We start from the raw sequence: 22,828 nt of genomic DNA on the forward strand, positions 1-22,828 counted from the left end.
TTACTTTCTCGTTATTTCAATTCGAACCTCGAAGGCTTCGTCCCCGTCTTGGAAACTGCAAGCTGGATGTCCAGGAAAGGTTCGGGCTCGTAGAAGATTCAAAAGGGCCCGAGTGGTTGTTGTTTCATTTAGATCAAGCTTACTCGCTGGTTCTAGTTCCGAAGCGAGGTGAAATGAGCCCACATTTCGTTCTTGTTCGATTGCAGGTAGCTGACCAGCACGAACTGCTTCCCAAGATCTGCAAACCAGACCGACCATTTCAACTTGGGCCTTTTCATAGAGCGTACCGCCGGTATCGGTCCACCCATATGGTATTGACGATTGAGCAATGATTGGACCGTCATCAATTCCGGGAGTGACTCCGTGCAAAGAAACTCCGAAGGGTGCTTCTTCCACGATTGCCCAGAAATTGTAGTGCTTTCCTCTGTTGTACGGCAGAAAGCTAGGATGAGTATTCAGGAATCCCCTACGGGCCCTAGACAGCAAATTTCCACTTACCAAATGCGGCCACCATGCCAAAAGACCGAGATCGAACTCATCAGCTCCAAGCCACTCTAGTAGCTCGTCCTCGCCTAGGAAGGTGGTAGTGTTGATTCCACAACTACTTGCAACATTAGAGATTTTGTTTTTATCGGTCGTGATAATAGCGGCAATGTCGTCGAGGTAATATCGAGTTAAGTGCTTGGCGATACGATACCCTACCTCGCCATCGGCCATCAAAAGAGTTTTGCAGGTTGCTAGTTTCATTGTGTACCCGAGCACTGGATGGTTCTAGAGATCACACTAACGACTCTCTCAATCTGCTCATGGTTTATATCGTGATAGCTCGGCAAATTTATCGCACGGCAAGGGATATCCCATGCATGAATATTCTCAGAACAATCTGAGAACATTTCAAGCGAACTCAGGGGCCAGAAAAACACCCGAGCATCAATGTTGGCTTCAGCAAACGCGGCCTGCAATATCTCGCGAGTGACCCCAGTTTCTTTTGTAAAAACGACAGTCGGCATCCATGCGCCATTTATGCCATCGGATGGTTCTGGATTTAGTGAAATGCCTGTTTCATTTATTAACCTTGTCTTGTAGCCCGCCAGAATTTCCTTCTTTCGCGCCGTAAGCTCGTCGATGCGCTGAAGCTGGGCACAACCGATCGCTGCCTGAATATTGGACATCTTATACTTGAAGCCAATCATATCGGCCCAGAACTGGCGGCTTTGCCCTCGCACGCGCCCATGATTAGACAGCGTCAGAACCTTTTCGAACAGCTTTGTGTCATTGGTTGCGAATAACCCGCCCTCGCCGGTTGTCAGGGTCTTGGTGCCATGGAATGAGAACGTGGAAAACAAACCCATCGAACCAGCTTTTTTTCCAACCACTCCGATCCGATCGCCTCTGCTGCATCTTCGATCACTGGAATTCCATAACGCTCACCAAGCGCCAACAAGGCCGTCATGTCTGCCAGATTACCATAAAGATGCGTCGCGATAATGGCTCTAGTACGAGGGGTAATTGCCGCATCAGCCCGTTCAGGATCGATGCACCATGTGACCGGGTCAATATCAACGAAGACCGGGCTTGCACCCAGATGCTTCACTGGAGCCACTGTGGCAATCCAATTGGTGTCGGCCAGAATTACTTCGTCGCCAGGTCCAATACCTAGCGCAGCAAGGCCCATATGCATCGCACCCGTACAGCTAGAGGTGGCGATGGTGTGTTCCACACCAAGATATTTCCCAAACTCGTTTTCGAACCGATCAATGTACTCATAGCATTGGGCACCCCATCCATGCCGCGCTGCATCTGCAGCGTATTCGACCTCAAGTTCAGTAATTGATGGCTTTGTATATGGTATCCGATTGGTCATCTGATGCATAACTCAGGCACAAATGTCACGAAGGCTGAACCTGCATCAGCCAAATCCGCCAACTGAGCGGTAATTTCACCCGCGATATTCCATGGCAGTATTAAGATGTAGTCAGGCCGGCTGTCGTTCAGCTCTTGGGGCGGGCGGATGGGAATATGGCTACCCGGCAGGAACTTGCCTTGCTTGGATGGAGCCGCGTCCGATACGAATTGAATCAGGTCTCTGCCGACGCCTGCAAAGTTAAGCAACGTATTGCCTTTTGCGGCCGCTCCATATGCGCTGACGGTCTTGCCGCTACGCTTGGCCTCCAGTAGGAAAGAAAGTGCCATGTCCTTAACCGTTTCTACGCGAGATTGGAAAGCAATGTATGGTTCCTGGGTCTCTAGACCCGCGGCTTGTTCCTTAGCCAAAACGCTTGCAACCGAGTCGGTTAGAAGATGTGACGCATCATGCAAACATCCGTATACTCGCAGGCTGCCACCGTGGGTTGGGAGTTCTTCGACATCGAAGATACGCAATCCCGCCATTTCAAAAATCCGCCGCGCCGCGCCTAACGAAAGATACGAGAAGTGCTCATGATACACAGTATCAAATTGACATTCATCTAGAAGCCGGAGCAAATGAGGGAATTCCAGAGTAACAACACCCTCTGAATTCAACACTGTTGCCAACCCAAGAGCAAAGTCATTGATGTCGGGCACATGTGCAAATACATTGTTGCCGCACACAAGATCAGCCTTGTGGCCTTGGGCTACCAGTTGCTGCGCCAGCGTTTCACCGAAGAAGGCCCGCATTACTGGAATGCCAATGCGTTCCGCAACTTCTGCCGTGGCATCAGTAGGCTCGATACCCAGGCAAGGTATTCCTGCCTGCACGAAATTCTTCAGCAAGTAACCATCGTTGGAGGCAACTTCGATCACATAAGAGTCAGCACCCAGATTTAGCCTTTGGGTGATTGTGCTTGCATACTCAGCGGCATGCGAAACCCAGGACTGTGAAGTCGATGAAAAATATGCGTAATCCGCGCGAAAAATCTCATCTGCTCTGGCGTAATCTTCTGTTTGGACCAGCCAACACTGTTCACACACACGTAACCGCAAAGGAAAGGTGACTTCAGGTGCATGCAGATCGGCCTGCGTAAGATAGGCATTGGAAGGTGGTGCAAACCCGAGGTCAAGAAAGGCCGGGCCGAGCGGATGATAGCAGTGACGGCATTTCATGACTCTAGCGGCTCCAGTTCGGCAAGTAGTGGCAGAGCACGATCTCTAGGTGAGATCACAGTTTTTGACAACGGCCAGCCGATACCAATCTCAGGATCGTCGAAATGGACTCCACCGCTGTACTCAGGACTGAAGGGAATCGAGTGCAAGTACACCATCTCGACATCATCTGTCATGGTCTGGAAACCATGGGCAAATCCCTCCGGAATGTACAACGCAACGCGGTTGTCTGCGCTGAGCTCCTGAGCGATCCAATGTCCAAAGGTCTCTGATCCGGATCTCAAATCAACGGCAACATCAAAAATCGCGCCCTGCACGACGCGCACAACCTTTGCCTCTGCAGCCGGGGCTCGTTGAAAGTGAAGCCCCCTGATTGTGCCCATATGCCGAGTATAAGAAGTGTTAATCTGTGCGATTTCCGAGAACAAGTGTCGCGACTGAAACTCTTCGCTACAAAAAGAACGCGCAAAAAAACCGCGATCATCCTCAATACGATTTAAGTCGATACGCAGCACATCACTGATCATCATCGGTTCGAATTTCATCACTCGGCCTTTTCGAACTCTTCAATATCAGCATCTACTAGGGTTTTTGCATCGACGCCTGAGCTGAATTGCCGATACCAATCGACTGTGCGGGTTACTGCCTGGTCAAAGTTCCAGCGAGGCGCCCACCCCAGCAGGGAATTCGCCTTGTCTATTGACAGTGTCAAGCGGCCAGCCTCGTGTGGTGCATTTGTTTCGCTTTGATATCTGACCTCACCCGGCCAAGCGTTCAAGCTGGTTGATACCAAATCTTGAACGGGACGTTGATCGGAAACCACAGGACCGAAATTAAAGGCAGTTTCCAAATCACTACGACCATCAAGCAAACCATCAGCCAGATCCATGTATCCCTTCAAAGGTTCCAGAACATGCTGCCAAGGTCTTATCGCGTGCCGGTTGCGCACGACCAAAGCTTGACCATCTCCAAACGCGCGGGCCAAATCGGGCAAGATGCGGTCTTCGGCCCAATCCCCGCCACCAATTACGTTACCCGCTCTGGCCGTCGCAACTCGAACTGGCGAACCCGAAAAAAACGATGATCGGTAGCTTGCAATAGCAATTTCCGCTGCCGCTTTACTGGCGCTATAAGCATCATGACCACCAAGCTGGTCATCCTCGAAGTAGGGCGCATTCTGTTCAAGATTCTTATAAACTTTGTCGGTAGTGACGATCACGACCGCAGTGGGCTTGTCTCTCTCTCGCAAGGCATCAAGAACGTTCACCGTCCCCATCACATTAACATCCATCGTGCCTTGCGGCTCGCGATAGGATCGGCGGACAAGTGATTGGGCTGCGAGGTGAAACACAATGTCGGGATCAGCATCGGCAACACGTGCGTTGACATTCGCCGAATTGCGGATATCGCAAATCGAGTGATCCATACGCTCGGCCAACTCGAGCTCATCAAAAAGACAGGGTGAATCTTCGGGCGCCAATGAAAGACCAAAGACTTTGGCACCGCGCGATAGCAGCCAATGCGACAACCAGGCGCCTTTGAATCCTGTGTGTCCCGTGAGCAGGACACGGCGTCCCTTCCAGTCGGTCGTCACCTCCAGACTCTCCACGGCGGCTTCCCACTAGCCCAAAGATCTTCCAGAAAGTTCTTGTCTCTCAGCGTATCCATAGCCGACCAGAAACCATTATGTTTATAGACTGCCAGTTGTTTGTCAGCCGCCAGCGCCTCCATTGGTTCACGCTCCCAAAGCGTGTCATCACCGTCAATACGATCCAGAACGGACGGCTCACATACGAAGAAACCACCAGATACCCATTGTCCGTCACCTTTCGGTTTCTCTAAGAAACTTTTGACCCGCGCACCTTCGACCTGAATTGAGCCGAAGCGTCCGGCCGGTTGAACAGCGGTCACGGTCGCCTCCACACCTTCTGCCTCGTGGAATGCTATAAGTTCGCTGATATCAATGTCGCTAACCCCATCTCCGTAAGTAAGCAGGAACCGATCGTCCAGATGCTCGCGCACACGCACGATTCTTCCACCCGTTTGTGTCATCTCTCCCGTATCAACAAGTGTGACACGCCAAGGTTCCGCATGGCGTTGATGTACCTCCATTCGATTTTCCTGAATATCGATCGTGATGTCTGACATATGCAGAAAATAATTTGCGAAATACTCTTTGATTATGAATCCCTTGTAGCCGCAACATATTACGAAGTCGGTTATCCCATAAGCTCCGTAAATCTTCATTATGTGCCACAGTAGTGGACGGCCACCGATCTCAATCATCGGTTTAGGCTTCAAGTGAGATTCCTCACTAATCCGGGTACCGAGTCCACCGGCAAGCAAAACAGCTTTCATCTAGTTCCTAAGACCTTCTGTAATTTTGCTATGATGCGCTGACTTGCGCAAAGATATACCACCTAGCCACCCTATGCTTCCCTAAAACCGCATAGCTTTATACCCAGTATTCATCCAGTAGCGGCGCACTGTTCGATCGCCTAAGCCTAACCCCACAATCACATCTTTTTACTACAAGCGAGACGAGTCCAAACAAAGGAAGCTTGCACACGCCAACCGCTCGCCAACAGTAAATTCGGGAACTCTAAACCAGTTTCCAACTACAAATGCAACTGAGCCGGGATGTTGGCTTAAGTCATGAAATGTAGCGTGAAGCCGCTGCTTCAATCCGTTAAAAAGCGTTACAATCATACCTGCCTGTAACATTGAGGCGATCCTTTGCCGCAGTTTCTGTTCCGGCAGTGCAAATCCCAGTTAAGGAAGGTGCTGCATAACGATGGCGATCCAATCTCGCGGCCTGCACAATACAGTTGGTAGTGTCGCGAACAAGCACAATGAAGTAGTTTCTGTCAGCTGTAATTTTGCGAATAGAAGGAAGGTTGCAGTCGTCTAGGTTTGCTGCAAGAACCGAAGCAGTCAAACTAGGTTTAGTATCAAGCTTGGACGCATAATACGATGGTATGTTTTGAAGATCTAACTCTTGTCATCCCAACTTTTGAGCGACAACAGCTAGTGCTGTTAGCAATGTCATATTGGAATGAGTTAGGTGTCGAGCTGCATGTGATCGACGGATCGGAGAAGCCAATTCCCACTGAAGCACTGCCGCAGAGTCAAAAAATACATTACTATCATATGCCTGCACCTCTGTTCGACCGATTGAGTTTCGCAACAGAAATAGTCCAGACGCCATTCTGCGGTCTGATCTCAGATGACGAATTTTTCTTACCAACCGGCCTGAGAGCATGTTTGACAGAACTTTCGAACGACCCAGAACTGGTCGCATGCATTGGAAGGGCACTTGCCTTTGATGCAACATCCGATCGGGTTGAAGGAGTTCCTGCTTACCCTGAAATGGCCGGGCGCCGAATTGACCAAAAGACTGCTGCCGAGAGGGTGAGAGCACACTTGGGAGACTATCGGCCTTCCACAATTTATGCAGTGACAAGGACGGATGTTTGGAAAAAGGCATTACGTGCATCGGTAGCAAAGTCTTTCCCCGTATTTGCCCTTCCTGAACTCAGATTCGAGGCCGCAATCGCGTACCAAGGTCCAAGCCGAGTGATACCGGTACTGAGTTGGCTTCGAAACGTAGGCGAACCGCCTAAACGCGGACAAGATGAAACCTTAGATGTGCGCAACACATTCCATGAATGGTGGAATGACGAAAACAAATTTGATCAGCGCTGCGAGTTTCTAAGCTTAATGGCCGAGCATCTTCGAACAGATGCCGCGTCAGATGAAGAGCGTCAAATTGTACATGATCTAGAACAAGCGTTCACACATTATGACAATACCATCCAGGAACGAAAGACAGCTTGGCAAACACGAAACTCGGCTGCTCGATCTGATCGGGTAGTAAAAAAGAAACAAAACTTATTGCAAAGGTTTCAAAAACTAATTTTTGGAGCCGGTGACAAAACCCCGCAATCCACTCATTCCACGAAAGGACGGCAAAAACCCATAATAGAGAAAAGCTCATCAAATCAAAAGTCAAATGCTCCTAGAAGAAAAGATATCTTTCTCGCCGTTGAGGATTTGCGAGCAGAAGGTGTGCTTGTTAACTTGAATGAAATAGAAAAAGTAGTGCAATTGATGGGGTTTATGGCAGATCGATCCACGTTTTCAACGCGCGATGACGGAAGTCAAAACCACCCTCGCCAGACTAGCTAACAAATTCTGATATCTTGCTGTGATCCTATCCTCCCTTGAAGCGTTCCTCGTTAAGTAAAGGAGAACGTAGGAACCACAAGGCCACTGACCCAGCGCCTTTGAACCGGGCATTTTGGATGCTGGCGTCTGCCATCAGAGACTTTCGGACAAACTGCGCTCTGATCTAAGAAAGAGTGCGGTTCATCTGGATGGATTAACTATGCAGCGGATTTACGGCGAAGCAAGTCCCGGTTTTCGATGGTCTTTCGTTTGATCACTTGTCGTTGTTTCAGAATGGTCTGTCCTCGTCCGATATATACGTCAGCGGGTATAAGAGCTAGCCGGCTTTCGAGGTGGCGACGGTGACTGTAGTAGTCGACGAAGGCGTCGATCTGCTGCGTGAATTCGCCAGGAAGCAAATAGTTTTCCAATATAATGCGGTTCTTGAGGATCCGATGACAGCGCTCGATCTTGCCTTGGGTTAAACAATGGCATTCGGTGGTTTTATCCATAGTTCTGATTCCATATACCAAGATATTCCATCAGAGCAGTATCAGCTTCCGACGCTTTACCTGTCACGTGCTCAAAACTGTGAAGTCATCATTTATGACAAGCGCCGCGAAGTCACCGACAAGAAAAAGCTGATCTGGTGGGAAATCTGGAACGCCAGTCTTGAACGGGTTGGTTTGCCTTCTTTGGATCATACTAACGCGTCTCAGATGCATGCTCGACTGTCAAAGGTTTTTGGAACCAGAACGCAACTTACTCGCCTGCGTAGAAAAATTTGTGACAGTTTGCGAGACCTCCACAATGGAGTTGCGCAGTTTGGAAGAGCGCTCGACGAGCAGGATCGACGTCAGACTAAATGGCTTAGTACAGTGCATCGAGCTACTGATGAAATGACTTCTAAAGTCCGTCGCTACATTGATCGACTTGCTGACCGAAGAACAAAACCACACCACGCTGGAAGAGAACTTGCAGACCAGTTTGAAGCTAGCGAGAGCCGCCGAAACTCTGCTGCAAGAGAGCTAGACGAGCAGTTGATAGAAAAAGACCGCGATTACGGTTTCCATCTTTAGTCTGGGATAAGTCATGCTGTTTCAACACGAACGCTTCACCATGAGTTTTCGTCTAGCTCTTGATTATGGAATCGACTATCGAACTTTTGAAAAAGTGCTATGCTTGCAACCCAGCATCCCGCTTACCGCTGTTGCCGATTTTCGCGATGTCCCATCCCTGATTGAGAAGCAAAAATATACGGTCCCCGATCAGGAAGTGCGACATGCATCCGGCAGTTCCGCAATAAAGAGATACGGCGCTTGAACACGCGAAACCAGACTCATTCAGAACCCAGTCGTGTTTTAGATCTCCGTCGAGATCGACCCTCTCAACCGCACCCCAATCTAAGTCAAACTAACCGTCGTTGAACGACGCGCAGGCCTGTGCGGCCAGATCAACGTTTATCCGCAAACCGGTTGGAAGCTGCGAAACGTCAGCCGCGAAAGCTGTTGAGGTCCAATCTAGGCCCGAAACCAGTACAATACCGGAAGCCAAACATTTCATCTGACGCACTATTTGGAAGCTGATTGGAAGGAGGTATCAATTGCACTGATCATACCTGTAGTCCCCATATTCCAGCCAATTTACCGAGCCTTCGCTAAATATCAGAAACTCGGACCTTTCTTCCCCTAGCAGGGCGACGACAAATCCGGCCGGTGGCTCAGAGTTTCCGAAGTAACTGTAGGCCGTCATGGCTCTAATTGACTCACCGTTGACCGTTACTCGCGCGTCCCACTCTCCCTCCGGATTGTCGAAAACTACGGGTTCGATCACGCGGTTTATCGCTCCGCCACCACAATAGACGATGCCTTCGGGTGCTTCGTAGGAGGCCCCCTGGCCAGTATCTGAATCGCAGGCGGAACGAAGGGACCGAATTGCCGCGCTGGAACCTTTCAAGTCAAAGATTCCGTAGCTGACATCTTGATCAATCATCGACAGGTTAACCGATGCATTGGCCGCAAGCTGGCCCAGTACAAAACCATAGTCCTCTTGACTATTGAAACTGACCTCGACGGGATAGTTATCAACGATCTGTACGGCAGCGTTTTCTGCGCCAACCTGAAATGCTCCAACTTCGGTGGCTCCGTTCTTCAAGAAACGAATGGAAAGCCCCTGCTTGTCCGTAATGTCCTGGCTGTCCTCATATCCAGCCGGAGCAAAGCGAATACGGTTACACTGAAGTTCCAGCGTCATGTTTCCGGTTTGAATAAATGCATTGGGAATAGGCCCAGAGTTGAACGACCACTCCGCTGATGCAGTTGTCGCCATAACCATCATTAGAGTCCCAGTGGAAATCGTTTTGAAACTCATTTTCTCTCTCCATGGTGTCACGGTTCGCACTGTCATTCAGCCTGAGATTCCGGCCAATTGCCCCGGCAACCAGGTCAGGAAACAGGTTCGCCGTATTCGTTTGCGCCTTCTTCCGAAGGGCGCGTCAACCACCAGATCATCAGAATGGACAGAACCAATTGAAGAATTGAGACAACAACAATACCGGTCACGCCCAGGACTGCCGCGGGTCCTCGTAATGCGTCAGGGTTCTCGGTCCCTTGCTCCAATACCGAAAAGAACGCCACGCCACCCAGCATAACAAAAAGCGTTGTAATGCTGAGCGCCATCGGCAGCAGCAAATACCAGCCAGGTCGTCCTGTATCATGCAGCCTTCGCCAACCGGCGGCCAGCATAGGTATGAGAACAGCCAGTTGAAAAACAGAGGACAGAACCCGAGATCCTTGCCCTGTCTCGGGGTTAGTCCCGAATAGGATCGTATCCAGCACAGCCAAAGCAGCACTCACGAGAACCACAAACAAGAAGAACCACCAGTATTCTGAACGTATAGCCCGGCCGGAGAACTGGAAGTATTTTGAAAAACACGTTTTAACGGCCTCAATAAATCCCATTTTCATTCCTTTCTTAATCTCTGTGCGGCCTCAAAACGTTTCGCCACCTAGAAGAACAAACTCGCCTGTATGGATGCTCTCACTTACCTTTTTGTTTGAATGCAGAGGCCTATCGTACGAGAGCGTAGAGAAATTTACGCGCGGAAAAAATGTTGATTTATGAAAAAATAGATTCAAACATGCGAATTCGACACAACTTTCATTTTACCTCCGTTGATGTCGCTGTCGCCCGATTTGTCGGGCCCTTCCGACTGCTGGAGTGAGTGCTGGCGGTCGGAGGCCCTCAAACAAAGATCAAGCATTGGGAGGACGCGATGCTGCAGCTTAACGTACTCCCCCTCTTTCCAGAGTTTGCTCTAGCTTTCGCCAGTGTCGTCATTCGGCCTTCACACGTTGTTGGCGGCCCCGATGGTCAACGAAATGTTGTTCCGCCGAGCAAGCCCCACGCGGCAAGTTTTGGGAAAGATAGTCAAAGGATCGAGGTAAGTTCTATTGGCTGCGCAGACGCGAGAGCTTCAAATAAACGCATCCAATTTCACTAATTTCAACGGACCCAGAGGGAGAAGAAAATGACCAACAAGATGGTGATGATTTCAGGCGCAACTTGTTTCGCAATGCTTGCGGCCTGTGACGACGCGAGTACATCCAGTGCGTCCGCCGAGCTCACACCGGCTCAGCAAGCATGTTTGCGAGATGTAGCCAAGACGACGAACAATTCGCAAGTCGTTGTGCTCTCATCCGCGTTCAGCGAGGCTGGAACACAAGTCACTGTCGGTGTTGGCGAGGATCGTGCTCCTTGGAATTGCATTGCCTACAGTGATGGCGCGACCGCTGGTATCGAGTTCCTGGGCGACGAAGGCGCATTGTAGTCTGTTTGCTGTGTATCTCGAAAGCACCAGTCGTGATCAAATTTGAATAACGGCAAGCTCAGACATTCAAACCTCGTAATAGGATTAGGCTCTAACATTCTCAATCATGCAAAGGTTGTAGAAAATGCCCGTGACCAACTCGGTTGTAATTGCGATCATTTGCACTTTTGTGGCCATTGTTTCGGTTCCAAAATACAGCATTGCACAAACCTGGGACATAGCATCACAGCACTCAGTCAACGGCGTAACGGTGTATGATACGGATGAGCTGTTAACTTTTGCCGGTCAATTGGCCTTCAATCGGTCAGGGCGCATCACAGCGGTGGAGGTCGCATCAACGATCACTCAGATCTACCGAGAAGACGGTTATTTTTTGGCTGAAGCCTGGCCCGGTCCTGATGGGCAGAGCATAATTGTTAATGAAGGGCGCATTCAAACCATCGAAATTGAAGGTGTAGATACGCGTACGTTCCAAACACTAGAGAAGATTTTTCAGCCCCTCACCACCTCCTATCCCATAACGCTGAAACGATTTGAGCGGGCAGTGATGCTGGCCGAGGACATACCTGACTTGGAATTGTCGACCGAACTTGATTACCCGGATCAGACTGGTGCTCGGCTGAGAGTATTGGGAGAGCCACTGCGAAAACAAGCCGGTAGTGCGACACTCGACAACCCTCCGCGTGAGCTTGGAGAAGCGCTTAGTTTTTATGTCGTACAAGAGTTTTATTCGACGCTGACCGTCGGAGATTTGCTGCGATTTGAGGGATCAGGCAATTACAATTGGGACAAAGACGATGAACACTCATTGTGGGGCGCGCTTACCTATCGCACGCCGCTGAACAGCAATGGTCTATACGGTGAGATTTTTTATGGGAACGTCAACGCAAAACGCGACATTTCAGGGGACTTTGCCAGAACAGATATTGACGGCGAGAACTTCACCCTTGCGTTGGGTTATCCTGTGATCCGCGATGTTGCTCGTTATGGATACCTGCTTTTGGATTATCGCCTTTCAGAATCGGATTCTGTTAGCGGTGGCGTTCCATTGTCCAGTGACGCAAGTGTTGTTGGCATTACCTATCTGTACGGGCAAAACTATTCCAAAGGGCAAGCCTTTGAAGCCGGGTTAACACTGTCTGTTGGCGACAATGACAACGACACCACAGACGCAAACTTTGACGACGGGGACTCTTCGTTCTGGCACCTACGAGGCGGCGTCGGATACGAAAGCCCACTTACGGGCTTGTCGCCCAACACAGCTTGGCGCACCGAGATTTGGGGGCAGTACACAACAGACCGGTTGCCCTCTGTTGAAGAGTACTTCCTTGGTGATCGTTATGCTTTGCGCGGATATCGATTTGACGAAGTAGACGGTGATTCCGGGATTTCTGCGATATTCGAAATATCTCACTCCTACTTCCCCAGCTCTCAGAGCATTCATCGGCTAACGCCCTTTGCCTTTTTCGACGTGGGTTACATCTCGAACAATGACCCTGCGAGTTTTGAAGTTGATAATGCTACACTGGCATCCACAGGTCTGGGTTTGGACATCGAGTTCAAGCGAAACCTATTTTTGTCCGGATACGTCGGTGTCCCTTTGAGAGACGGCCCTTTAACCGAATCTGGCGATCCTGGCGCGTATCTTGCTCTGACAACAAGTTGGTGAGGATGTTATGAAACGGAACCGCATTGTTTTACTTACTGCAGCTTGTTTGATCGCAGAACTGGCCGCTACCCAGGTCGTTGCCCGCGGAAATCACTACGGGTGGTGCCGAGGCGTAGGGAACCCGCACCAGTCGAGCCAAGGATGCGGGCAGTCTGGTGGGCAAGGGGCAGGTAATCAAGTTACTGGCCCTACTCAGCCGGTGGCAAATCAGTTGCCGCCTAAGGGAACGCAGCAAACACCCACTTCCGTTACTGTTCCAGTCCTTGCGCCGGGCGCGGTACCGAACGCAATTCCCGGTCAGGTTCCTATTGCGACGCCAATAGCGGTTCCTGGTCAGGTTCCCACACCGATAGTAGCGCCGACGCTAACTCCGCCTTTGGCACCAAACGCGACACCAAACCGGGTTCCGACAGCCGTTCCCAATCAGGTTCCACCATTGGCTACCGGTCCTACCGCGGTGCCGCCGCAAGTTCCGACTGCAACTCCTAATCAAGTTCCGATAGCTATCCCTGGCCAGGTTCCGCCTCAACCTACCGACCCAACAGCGGTACCGCCACTTGTGCCAACCGCAACGCCAAACCAAATACCAGTCGCAGTTCCTGGTCAGGTCCCACCTCAGCCCACTGGACAAACTGCTGTGCCACCGCTCGTCCCGACTGCAACACCAAACCAGATTCCGGTCGCAGTGCCCGGCCGTGTTCCGCAACCCAGCGGTACTACGGCGACACCACCGCTTGCCCCAACCGCAACCCCCAATCAGGTTCCCACGGCGGTTCCTAGCCAGGTTCCACAGTTGACGCCGAAACCGACGGCAACTCACGTGGCCGTCCCAGGACATCCGAAACCTCAAGGCGTCGTGACAATCATGCGCCCCAAGCCGAGGCCGACAACCGGTAGTGTCCAGCAACCTAGCACAACACAAGTGACCCACCATTTAACCCACCAAAGTAATGCGAAGAAACACGATCACGTCGCAGCAACACCTGGACGACATGACCCGCACGACCTACCGAGATTCCGCAACGCGGCGGCCAAGGAAGACTGGGAATGCGTTGCCAGCGGATTTGGACAGCGCCGGTATGATGCCGGGCGAGGCGTGTTGCTGAACAACGGAGCGTTGCGGCACCTCGGAAACGTGGACGCAATGGCCCGGGATGTACCTGCTCGGCATCCAAAACACTCTGGGTGCATTATTTCGGTTAAACGAAAGCAGCGCTGAAGCTCGCTTGGTAGGTTTTGCGCGGACAATGAGATTAATCGACCACTAGTTTGTCAATTGTCATCTGGTTAATCGGATTTCGCATTACCCTTATTCCCTGGCGTTTACGTTGACTGACGTAGCCCAACAATGCTCCGTACCTAAATTTACTTCACATAGGCCAACACTCTAAAGTGCCGCACTTCCACCAAGAGCCTCCGACCATCTGGGCAGTTCAGGTTGGGCAAGCGAAACTTTGAACGGCACCTTTGCAAAGTCAGATTTCGGCGCCTTGCTTTTATGGGAGCTTCGAGCAGCATCGGTCAATTTGGTTCAAAGTAGCCATTCGTTGCAACTCTCACCAACGCCCGCTCCGCGAGACAAAGTGACCTTTCGCTGCATGTGCGCCAGGGTCTGTTTTTATGAACGCAGTAAATCGGGTAGCTAGGACTAGCATCATCAATCGCGGTAGAGATTGACGCCGTTGACGTACAAAGCAGCTCGAAGGGCAAAATTGGTTGACGTTGAGCCGATGTTGCGACTGCCTAAAAGGCTTGGGCACAATTCTGTAGGCAAGAGAAGCTTAGCTTTCTGCCATCCAAATCACAGTTGAGGATCGCTAGAGGCTTATTTTGTGTCTGGCGACAGCGCCCTCTGTGGGGTTAAACATCGAAGCCAGAACGAGCTTTCCGAATGCAGGAGCCAATACTACTACTACCTTATGCGTTGATAAGTGTATTCCTTAAAACAGCTTATAAGTCACCTCATCGCAGAGTCGGTTCAGGTGGCAAGCAGTCTTTATTCTGAAGCGGACCGTATCGTGTCAACGAAATAGCTTCTTCCGCCTTTTTCGCAGCATTGCAATGGTTTCGCTCTAGAACAGAAAAAAGGGAATACGGATCACCTCTAGTGGCCACTTAGAGCAAGAAGTCTCTATCGGCGTAGAGATTACTTCGAAGGTTCGCAGTGTTAGATGAACCTGCGCATGAAGACATTCGCAAAGAAGCTTGAAAGAGTGATGGGCTTTTAATACTCGTATCTAGAAAAATACTCGAACTCTTCACTAAATACGATCGTCGGCTTCGATACGCTCGGTTCTGTAGTTGGGACTTTTGGCATCTATAATGTTGCGTGATTGCCTTACTATCGAGACGGGCAAGCCGGAGCGACATGCTTCCGGGAAGCAGTTGACTCCCAAAAATGGCATACGGTACTTCGTATAGGTATTTGATTTAATTTGAAAAGTGGTGAGCCGTGCAGGATTCGAACCTGCGACCCACTGATTAAAAGTCAGTTGCTCTACCAACTGAGCTAACGGCCCACTCTTTTAAGGATCTCTTCGATCCGCAGCACTCTTTAAGGTAAATACCCGACCGGGTTCAAGACCTTATTTCGTACTTCAGTTCGCCGTCATTCGTATGAGTTCGGCGCCCCGATAGGCGGCCTAATTAGGCAGGTGGAACTGGGGGGTCAACCCCTTTTTTCAGGAATCTACGCGACAGGGTGGATTCATGTCTGGACCGGCGTTATATGCCCGCCATGCAACAGATACTCGACACCGGTTTGGCTTTCATGAAGATGCACGGGTTGGGCAACGACTTTGTCGTTGTCGATGCGCGCGCGCATGCCGTGCCGGTCACCCCGGCCCTTGCCAGGGGAATCGGGCACCGGCAGTTCGGCGTGGGGTTCGATCAGTTGGCGGTTATCGAACGCGGCGAAGCGGATGCGCATCTGGTGTTCTACAATGCCGACGGGTCGACTTCGGCTGCATGTGGCAACGCCACGCGCTGTATCGCCCGGTTTTTGATGAACGAAACAGGCAAATCCGAACTCACGCTCACAACTGAACGCGGCACACTGCAGGCCCGCGACGCTGGCGATGGACTGACGTCGGTGAATATGGGGCACCCCCAACTTCTTTGGAACGAGATTCCCCTGGCGGAAGAGATGGACACGCTGGAACTGCCGATAGAAGGTGGTCCAACAGCGACTGGCATGGGCAACCCGCACTGCACTTTCTTTGTCGACAACGCCGAGGCCATTCCGATGGAAGAGTTCGGCGCGCGTTACGAATACCATCCACTCTATCCCGAACGCACCAATGTTCAGGTCGCACAAATAGTCGCCCCCGACCGCATCCGCATGCGGGTATGGGAGCGAGGAGTGGGGATCACTCTGGCCTCGGGGTCATCATCTTGCGCCACGGCTGTTGCTGCCTCACGTCGAGGCCTCACTGGGCGTAAGGTGCAAGTGGATCTGGACGGCGGCACGATCTGGGTCGACTGGCGCGAGGATGGGGTCTGGATGACGGGGCCCACAGCCCATGTGTTTTCGGGCACGCTGACGCCTGAATACCTGAGGTCACTGGAATGAACCCGCCTAAGTTCAGCACTCTGGGCTGCCGCCTGAACGCCTATGAGACCGAAGCGATGAAAGAACTGTCGCAGCAGGCTGGCCTAACGGATGCTGTGATCGTCAACACCTGCGCGGTGACCGCCGAGGCCGTCCGCAAGGCGCGGCAGGAGATTCGCAAGCTGCGCCGCGAAAACCCCTCGGCACGTCTGATCGTCACCGGGTGCGCGGCGCAAACCGAGCCGCAGACCTTTGCTGCTATGGACGAAGTAGACGCGGTCATCGGCAACACCGAAAAGATGCAACCGGATACCTGGAAAGGCATGGCCGCCGATTTCATCGGTCAGACCGAGGCGGTTCAGGTTGACGACATCATGTCTGTCACGGAAACCGCCGGGCATCTGATTGATGGCTTCGGAACCCGCTCACGCGCCTATGTACAGGTTCAGAATGGCTGCGATCATCGCTGCACCTTCTGTATTATCCCTTACGGCCGGGGCAATTCTCGCAGCGTCCCTGCGGGCGTTGTGGTGGATCAGATCAAACGATTGGTCGATAAGGGTTACAACGAAGTGGTTCTGACCGGGGTCGATCTGACCTCATGGGGTGCGGATCTGCCCGCTCAGCCGAAACTAGGCGATCTCGTGATGCGTATCCTTAAACTGGTGCCCGATCTGTCTCGTCTGCGCATCAGCTCAATCGACTCGATCGAAGTCGACGAGAACCTGATGCATGCCATCGCGACCGAGCCGCGCCTGATGCCCCATTTACATCTGTCCTTGCAGCATGGCGACGATCTGATCCTGAAGCGCATGAAACGCCGCCACCTGCGCGAAGATGCGATTCGTTTCACTGAAGACGCCATCAAACTACGACCCGACATGACTTTTGGCGCGGACATCATCGCTGGCTTCCCGACCGAGTCCGAGACTCATTTCGAGAATTCCCTCAAGCTCGTCACCGAGTGCAACCTGACCTGGCTGCATGTATTCCCCTATTCCAAACGCAAAGGCACTCCGGCAGCCCGCATACCGCAACAGATCAACGGCAATGTCATCAAAGAACGCGCCGCGCGCCTGCGTGCAGCCGGCGATGCACAGGTCATCAAGCATCTGACGGCACAGATCGGCAAAACCCACAATATCCTGATGGAAAATCCCACAATGGGCCGCACCGAACAATTTACCGAAGTAACCTTCGGCAACGCCCAACCCGAAGGCGAGATCGTAATCGCGACGATACGGGGGCACAGCGAAGCTCAATTACAAGTGTGATCCGTTCTTCATCTGGCCCAAAATACCTCGGGGATGAATTGGCCGCAGGCCAAGAAGGGGCTGGCCCCTTCCACACCATCGCAACAAAAAAACCCCCGTCACCGTGATGGCGCGGGGGTTTAGTTTTTAGTTATACGTCGACCTTAGTCCAGACGTTTGCCCTTTATCGGTGCCCACAGGCGCTTGTTCACAAGGTACAGCAGGACAGACAGAACTGTTAGGAACAGAACCCCGACGAAACCGGCATTCTTGCGCTCCATCATCTTCGGCTCGGCAGCCCACATCAGGAAAGCAGCAACATCTTCGGACATTGCTTCTACAGAGGCAGAACTACCATCGGCAAACTCAACCTGATCTTCAGACAGTGGCGGTGCCATCGAGATCCAGCCTCCGGGGAAGGCTTTGTTCTTATAAAGAACCGCACCCGCCTCTTCCTTTTCCTCACCGGTATAACCGTCCAGCAGGGACGCAATGTATTCCGCGCCCCCCATGCCTTTGACCAGCTGGTTGATGCCCAGGCCATAAGGGCCATGGAATCCCGCACGGGCCTTGGCCATCAGGCTCAGGTCAGGCGCGCCTACACCGTTGTTGGCCGGGAAGTGGTCGGTCGGGATTGCCGGACGGAAATCGTCCAGTTCGGGATCGAACACTTCGAAGTTTGCCGCAGAATAGGCGATGACCTGTTCTTCAGAGTACCCCAGCGCTTCGAGATCGCGCAGCGGCACGTAGTTCAGGCCGTGGCAAGCCGCGCAAACCTCAGTGTATACCTGAAGACCTCGTTGCAATTGATTTTGGTCCCAGGTTCCAAAAGGACCCTCGAAAGAGAACTGGAAGTCTTCGACTTCTATATCAGCGCCACCGGCTGCAAACGAGGCAGCAGGGACGAGGGCAAGCGCAAAAGCTGCACCGATTGCAAGTTTCTTGAACATGGTATCCGGTCCCTCTTCTTATTCGGCCGGCGTGGCGTCGGCATTTGCCTTGCCATAATGCGCGTTGAAGTCTTCCTCGATGGTCTCTGGCGGACGTTCGGGTTTCTCAATGATACCCAGGATCGGCAGGATCACGAAGAAATACGCAAACCAGTAGGCCGAAGCGATCAACGAGAAGGTCGCATAAGGCTCTTCTGCCGGGCGAGCACCTAGCCACATCAGCGCCATGAAGTCGATAACCAGGAGGTAGAACCACCATTTGAACATCGGGCGGTACTTGCCGGAACGTACGGTCGACGTATCCAGCCAGGGCGCAAGGGCCATCGCCAGGATCGCACCAAACATCGCCATTACTCCGAAGAACTTGGCGTCGATGATACCACCAGTGATGAAGCTGGCAAATTGTACAACCCAGACCTCACCGGTGAAGGCGCGCAGGATCGCGTAGAACGGCAGGAAGTACCATTCGGGCACGATTTCGGCCGGTGTAACCAGCGGGTTGGCTTCGATATAGTTGTCCGGGTGACCCAGATAGTTCGGCATGAAGCCGACGACAGCCCAGAACACGACCATTATCACGGCCAGCGCGAACAGATCCTTGATCACGAAATACGGCCAGAACGGCAGCGTGTCTTTCTCTGCCTCGGCTTTCGAGCCACGGCGAACCTCAACACCTGTCGGGTTGTTGTTGCCTGTGGTGTGGAAGGCCCAGATATGCACGATCACAAGCGCCGCGATAACAAACGGCAGAAGGTAGTGCAGCGAGAAAAAGCGGTTCAGAGTGGCGTTGTCCACCGCAGGACCGCCCAGCAACCAGGTCTGGATCGCATCACCAACAAACGGGATCGCACCGAACAGGCCGGTGATCACGGTCGCACCCCAGAAGGACATCTGACCCCAGGGCAGAACGTAGCCCATGAACGCAGTGCCCATCATCATCAGGTAAATGAGCATCCCGATGATCCACGTAATCTCACGCGGGGCTTTGTACGAGCCGTAGAACAGGCCGCGGAAGATGTGGATGTAGACTGCTACAAAGAACAGCGATGCGCCGTTCATGTGCAGATAGCGCAGCATATAGCCGCCGTTCACGTTGCGCATGATGTGTTCGATGCTGGCAAAGGCCAGATCAACATGCGGGGTGTAGTGCATCACCAGAACGATACCGGTGACGATCTGCAACGCCAGGCAGAACGCCAGGACGATGCCCCAGATCCACCACCAGTTCAGGTTCTTGGGGGTTGGGATCATCAGGGTGTCGTAAAGCAGGCCGACGATGGGCAGACGGCTGTTCAGCCACTTCTCGCCATTTGTCTTCGGCTCGTAATGATCGTGGGGAATTCCGGACATAAGTTAGGTCTCCCTTAGCCGAGCTTGATGGTGGTGGCGTCCACCCATTCAACGGGCGGAATGGGCAGGTTTTCAGGCGCGGGGCCCTTGCGGATACGACCGGCAAGATCGTAGTGCGAGCCGTGGCAGGGGCAGAACCAACCGCCAAAGTCGCCAGCATCGCCAAGCGGCACACAACCCAGGTGTGTACAAACACCCATCTGAACGATCCACGCCCCTTCTCCTTCGCCTTCGGGCGAAGGCATGACGCGATTGGCATCGGTCGCTGGTGCGTCGGCGTTCAGGTTGAAGTTGCGAGCCAGCGGGTCAGGCAGCGCGTCGACACCTTCAGCGTCCTGCTCCTGAGCTTCCTGAATCTCGGCACCTGTGCGGTGACGGATGAAAACAGGCTTACCCAACCACTTTGCAGTCAGCTGCGTACCCGGCTCTACCCCGCTCACATCCACACGGATCGAGGACAGCGCCTGAACGTCTGCCGACGGGTTCATTTGATTTACCAGGGGCCAAACGGCAGCCCCGGTGGCAACGACACCTGCGCCGCCAGCGACGTAGTAGAGGAAATCTCTGCGGGTGCCTTCGTGGTCTTCAGCTTGGGACACGAGGTTATCTCCGATTATCTGGCGCCCGCGAACGGGCATAAAGCTCGCGCACCGCACAAGTGCGGCGTCTTAAACGGGGTATCTATCGGGGAGAATAGAGTTCGTCCAGCGCTCTTAAACGCGCAATACGCCGCATCTAAGCATTCATGTCACGGTGAAAGGGCAAAATTTCAATCTCAAATGTAGATTTTAACCCTCAGAGCGGCGAATTGCGCCAGGCAGGTAGGACGTGATTCGGCATTGACCCGCGCTGGTAGATCCCCAAATTGAAATGTCCTCACCCTATGCGAACGCCGCCGATTTCACGTGCAGCTCTACCTTAGGAACACTGTATTCCTTCTATTTTAGCGCGATACGATTTCTCTTAAATTATTAATATAAAATAGATATTTCAAACACGTGATTATCTACCAGAATTAGATTGCACTCTAAACGGGAATACGTGAAAGGCCACAGGCGCAATATTCCCAGCCGGAGATGTTCAATGCTCAAAATAGCAGAAACCGTAGTTTTTGTTTCGTTTCTGACTTCAGTACAGGCGATCGCAGCCGGCGATCCGGCGAAAGGCGAACAGCTCTATAACAGATGCTCTTCGTGCCATGCGATCATCAAAAATGGCGAGGTTCTGGTCAAAGGCGGCATCACCGGGCCGAATCTCTTTGGCGTAGTTGGCCGCACCGCCGGAACTGAGAACGATTATCTTTATGGAAGTGAACGTTTGCCCATCGGGATGTTCACCGACGACATGATCCGCGCCGGGCAAGAAGGGCTTGTGTGGACTGAAGAAAACATCGCCGCCTATTCTCGGGATCCGATCGGGTTCATCAAGGAATATCTAGATGATGACACCGCCCGCCCGAACATGAGCGTCAAGCTGAAAAATGGCGCAGATGACATCGCTGCTTATCTAGCCACATTCAGCGCTCAATGAATGGAAGGCGAGAATGCGTGCCTCAGGCCTTGCGCATCAACGAGGCCAAGCGCGCCACCTCGCTGCCAAGTCCTGCTGAGTGCACGTGATCAGCCGCGCGATGTCGCGCCTCATCGGGCTTATTCTGATTCAGCTTCCAAGTGCCGTCGACATCCGAGATCATGAGTCGGCAGGGAACGATCATGCGCATCATTCTATCCAGCGCGTCTGGTGTCATCTTAGACGCCAACCATGGCGGCTTTGGCAGCAGGCGATTTTCAAAGTCTGCCGCCTGCCGGTCGAGCAAATTTCGCAGCTCGTCCGTTGGCCGCATCTCAAGCACACCAGTCAGATGCACCGCTACATAGTTCCAGGTCGGCACCTGATCATCGACTTCGTACCAGTCAGGCGAGATATACCCATCCGGCCCCAACACAGCGATCTTTGCAAGTTGCGGCTGTTTCAGCGCTCTAACAATCGGATTTGACCGGACCAGATGCAGGTCAGCCGATGAAGCATCCTCGTTCAGAATAAAGGGAACATGACCTAACAACGGTGCATCCGATGTCGACACCGCGAGAACACCAAAGGCGCGGTCACGCGCAAACTCGATGTGACGCTCGCGCGCCTCAGCGCGAAAGGTGGGATTGGGATGCATATTCGTCCTCCTGCCAATTTCTCTTGCAGAAGCGATATCTCCTTGGCAAGGTCCCACTCGTTCTCAGGGCGGGGCGAAATTCCCCACCGGCGGTATGCGGGCATGACCCGTAAGCCCGCGAGCGGCCCCGGACTCCGGGGTGTCAGCAGATCTGGTGAGAAGCCAGAGCCGACGGTTACAGTCCGGATGAAAGAGAACGTGCAGCGCGCCGGTAATGCGGTGTGCCTGCTCGTGATCGCCTTGGGTGACGTGTCTGTTACGAAAGGAGATCATGATGACACACACCCGCTATGCTTTTGTCAAAGCCAACTGGCATTCCGACATCGTGGATCGCGCGCTGGATGGGTTTCTCGAACTAATTCCAGCTGATCAGGTTGATGTATTCGACGTTCCGGGCGCTTTCGAGATGCCCCTGCTGGCCCGTGACCTGGCGCAAACGGGGCGCTACGCCGCCGTAGCCTGCGCTGCCTTTGTAGTAGATGGCGGCATCTACCGGCATGACTTCGTCGCACAAGCGGTTGTCGATGGCTTGATGCGGGCCGGGCTCGATTCAGGCGTTCCGGTCCTGTCGGTCTCGCTGACACCGCATCAGTATCAGGAAACGGATCACCACAACGCCATCTATCGCGCGCATTTCATCGAAAAAGGGCGCGAGGCAGCTCATGCAGCGCTCAAGATCAACGCAACCCGCGCCGCGGTGGCTCAAGCCGCCTGATTTATTCCAATCGCACCGCCCACAGGGCGGCGCTTGCTTCTCTGCAAATGCAAATCCGCTTGAGGACCAAGGCACTCCCCGCTAATCACATCGC

Annotated in this window: 20 protein-coding genes, 1 tRNA gene, 2 pseudogenes and 1 riboswitch; of the genes and pseudogenes, 9 read left to right on the forward strand and 14 right to left on the reverse strand. The window is 52.6% G+C overall.

Going from position 1 to position 22,828, the window contains the following annotated elements; genetic code table 11:
- From AC1DFB_RS14650 to rfbF, 6 genes and pseudogenes are all read right to left on the reverse strand, one after another.
- On the reverse strand, positions 1-747 hold the full coding sequence (locus tag AC1DFB_RS14650; protein ID WP_170408168.1) for a formyltransferase family protein: 747 nt from the start codon (positions 745-747) through the stop codon (positions 1-3).
- Positions 744-1,873, reverse strand: a pseudogene (locus AC1DFB_RS14655) (DegT/DnrJ/EryC1/StrS family aminotransferase). The gene AC1DFB_RS14650 and the pseudogene AC1DFB_RS14655 overlap by 4 nt, the downstream one beginning before the upstream one ends.
- Complete coding sequence (locus AC1DFB_RS14660; protein ID WP_170408166.1) at positions 1,861-3,084, reverse strand: class I SAM-dependent methyltransferase; 1,224 nt, start codon at positions 3,082-3,084, stop codon at positions 1,861-1,863. The pseudogene AC1DFB_RS14655 and the gene AC1DFB_RS14660 overlap by 13 nt, the downstream one beginning before the upstream one ends.
- The gene (gene rfbC / locus AC1DFB_RS14665) at positions 3,081-3,629 is read right to left on the reverse strand and encodes a dTDP-4-dehydrorhamnose 3,5-epimerase (RefSeq protein WP_170408164.1); all 549 of its coding nucleotides are present in this window, start codon (positions 3,627-3,629) and stop codon (positions 3,081-3,083) included. The genes AC1DFB_RS14660 and rfbC overlap by 4 nt, the downstream gene beginning before the upstream one ends.
- A complete protein-coding gene (gene rfbG, locus AC1DFB_RS14670) occupies positions 3,629-4,693 on the reverse strand; it encodes a CDP-glucose 4,6-dehydratase (RefSeq protein ID WP_480887256.1) in 1,065 nt (354 codons plus the stop codon). Before rfbG ends, rfbC begins: the two co-directional genes overlap by 1 nt.
- Positions 4,675-5,442 (reverse strand): glucose-1-phosphate cytidylyltransferase, encoded by a 768-nt coding sequence (gene rfbF, locus AC1DFB_RS14675; RefSeq protein WP_170408162.1) that lies wholly within the window; start codon positions 5,440-5,442, stop codon positions 4,675-4,677. The genes rfbG and rfbF overlap by 19 nt, the downstream gene beginning before the upstream one ends.
- A 615-nt stretch (positions 5,443-6,057) precedes the next feature.
- On the opposite strand from rfbF, the gene AC1DFB_RS14680 reads away from it, so the two are divergent.
- On the forward strand, positions 6,058-7,272 hold the full coding sequence (locus tag AC1DFB_RS14680; RefSeq protein ID WP_480921560.1) for a TIGR00180 family glycosyltransferase: 1,215 nt from the start codon (positions 6,058-6,060) through the stop codon (positions 7,270-7,272).
- A 197-nt stretch (positions 7,273-7,469) separates the two neighbouring features.
- Here the strand turns inward: AC1DFB_RS14680 and AC1DFB_RS14685 are convergent.
- Positions 7,470-7,745, reverse strand: a pseudogene (locus AC1DFB_RS14685) (IS3 family transposase); the annotation flags it as partial.
- Between AC1DFB_RS14685 and AC1DFB_RS14690 the strand changes: the two are divergent.
- Both AC1DFB_RS14690 and AC1DFB_RS14695 read left to right on the forward strand, forming a co-directional pair.
- A complete protein-coding gene (locus tag AC1DFB_RS14690; protein ID WP_480921561.1) occupies positions 7,740-8,330 on the forward strand; it encodes a hypothetical protein in 591 nt (196 codons plus the stop codon). The pseudogene AC1DFB_RS14685 and the gene AC1DFB_RS14690 sit on opposite strands and share 6 nt — an antisense overlap.
- Positions 8,331-8,343: 13 nt before the next feature.
- Positions 8,344-8,574, forward strand: coding sequence for a hypothetical protein (locus tag AC1DFB_RS14695; protein WP_170408157.1), 231 nt, complete (start codon positions 8,344-8,346; stop codon positions 8,572-8,574).
- Positions 8,575-8,850: 276 nt separating this feature from the next.
- On the opposite strand, the gene AC1DFB_RS14700 is transcribed toward AC1DFB_RS14695, so the two are convergent.
- Both AC1DFB_RS14700 and AC1DFB_RS14705 read right to left on the reverse strand, forming a co-directional pair.
- Positions 8,851-9,621: a hypothetical protein gene (locus AC1DFB_RS14700; RefSeq protein ID WP_170408155.1), complete on the reverse strand. Its 771-nt coding sequence runs from the start codon at positions 9,619-9,621 to the stop codon at positions 8,851-8,853.
- Positions 9,622-9,695: 74 nt separating this feature from the next.
- Complete coding sequence (locus AC1DFB_RS14705) at positions 9,696-10,211, reverse strand: DUF805 domain-containing protein (protein ID WP_170395437.1); 516 nt, start codon at positions 10,209-10,211, stop codon at positions 9,696-9,698.
- A 569-nt stretch (positions 10,212-10,780) separates the two neighbouring features.
- Between AC1DFB_RS14705 and AC1DFB_RS14710 the strand changes: the two genes are divergently transcribed.
- Positions 10,781-11,080, forward strand: coding sequence for a hypothetical protein (locus AC1DFB_RS14710; protein WP_170408154.1), 300 nt, complete (start codon positions 10,781-10,783; stop codon positions 11,078-11,080).
- A 124-nt stretch (positions 11,081-11,204) separates the two neighbouring features.
- Positions 11,205-12,749 (forward strand): ShlB/FhaC/HecB family hemolysin secretion/activation protein, encoded by a 1,545-nt coding sequence (locus AC1DFB_RS14715; protein ID WP_480921562.1) that lies wholly within the window; start codon positions 11,205-11,207, stop codon positions 12,747-12,749.
- A 2,443-nt stretch (positions 12,750-15,192) separates the two neighbouring features.
- Here AC1DFB_RS14715 and AC1DFB_RS14720 read toward each other — a convergent pair.
- Positions 15,193-15,268 (reverse strand) — tRNA-Lys (locus tag AC1DFB_RS14720).
- Between the two features lie 209 nt (positions 15,269-15,477).
- On the opposite strand from AC1DFB_RS14720, the gene dapF reads away from it, so the two are divergent.
- Positions 15,478-16,320 (forward strand): diaminopimelate epimerase, encoded by an 843-nt coding sequence (gene dapF, locus AC1DFB_RS14725; protein ID WP_170408150.1) that lies wholly within the window; start codon positions 15,478-15,480, stop codon positions 16,318-16,320.
- Positions 16,317-17,573, forward strand: coding sequence for a tRNA (N(6)-L-threonylcarbamoyladenosine(37)-C(2))-methylthiotransferase MtaB (gene mtaB / locus AC1DFB_RS14730; protein ID WP_480921563.1), 1,257 nt, complete (start codon positions 16,317-16,319; stop codon positions 17,571-17,573). Before dapF ends, mtaB begins: the two co-directional genes overlap by 4 nt.
- A 143-nt stretch (positions 17,574-17,716) precedes the next feature.
- On the opposite strand, the gene AC1DFB_RS14735 is transcribed toward mtaB, so the two are convergent.
- From AC1DFB_RS14735 to petA, 3 genes are read right to left on the reverse strand one after another with little or no spacing between them, the layout of a single operon-like run.
- The gene (locus AC1DFB_RS14735; protein ID WP_170613161.1) at positions 17,717-18,502 is read right to left on the reverse strand and encodes a cytochrome c1; all 786 of its coding nucleotides are present in this window, start codon (positions 18,500-18,502) and stop codon (positions 17,717-17,719) included.
- An 18-nt stretch (positions 18,503-18,520) separates the two neighbouring features.
- Positions 18,521-19,852 carry a cytochrome b gene (gene petB, locus AC1DFB_RS14740; RefSeq protein WP_170613159.1) on the reverse strand — a complete coding sequence of 444 codons (1,332 nt, stop codon included), beginning with the start codon at positions 19,850-19,852 and terminating at the stop codon, positions 18,521-18,523.
- Between the two features lie 14 nt (positions 19,853-19,866).
- Positions 19,867-20,451 carry a ubiquinol-cytochrome c reductase iron-sulfur subunit gene (petA, locus tag AC1DFB_RS14745; RefSeq protein ID WP_170398293.1) on the reverse strand — a complete coding sequence of 195 codons (585 nt, stop codon included), beginning with the start codon at positions 20,449-20,451 and terminating at the stop codon, positions 19,867-19,869.
- Between the two features lie 484 nt (positions 20,452-20,935).
- On the opposite strand from petA, the gene AC1DFB_RS14750 reads away from it, so the two are divergent.
- A complete protein-coding gene (locus AC1DFB_RS14750) occupies positions 20,936-21,382 on the forward strand; it encodes a c-type cytochrome (protein ID WP_480921564.1) in 447 nt (148 codons plus the stop codon).
- A gap of 22 nt (positions 21,383-21,404) precedes the next feature.
- Here the strand turns inward: AC1DFB_RS14750 and AC1DFB_RS14755 are convergent, their stop codons facing one another.
- Positions 21,405-22,019, reverse strand: a complete 615-nt coding sequence (locus AC1DFB_RS14755; protein WP_480921565.1) for an FMN-binding negative transcriptional regulator — start codon at positions 22,017-22,019, stop codon at positions 21,405-21,407.
- Positions 22,020-22,074: 55 nt separating this feature from the next.
- Positions 22,075-22,221: riboswitch (FMN riboswitch) on the forward strand.
- Between the two features lie 72 nt (positions 22,222-22,293).
- Here AC1DFB_RS14755 and AC1DFB_RS14760 point away from each other — a divergent pair.
- On the forward strand, positions 22,294-22,734 hold the full coding sequence (locus AC1DFB_RS14760) for a 6,7-dimethyl-8-ribityllumazine synthase (RefSeq protein ID WP_480707435.1): 441 nt from the start codon (positions 22,294-22,296) through the stop codon (positions 22,732-22,734).
- The last annotated feature ends 94 nt before the right edge of the window (positions 22,735-22,828 follow it).

It is taken from the genome of Ruegeria sp. S84 (genome assembly GCF_056583445.1).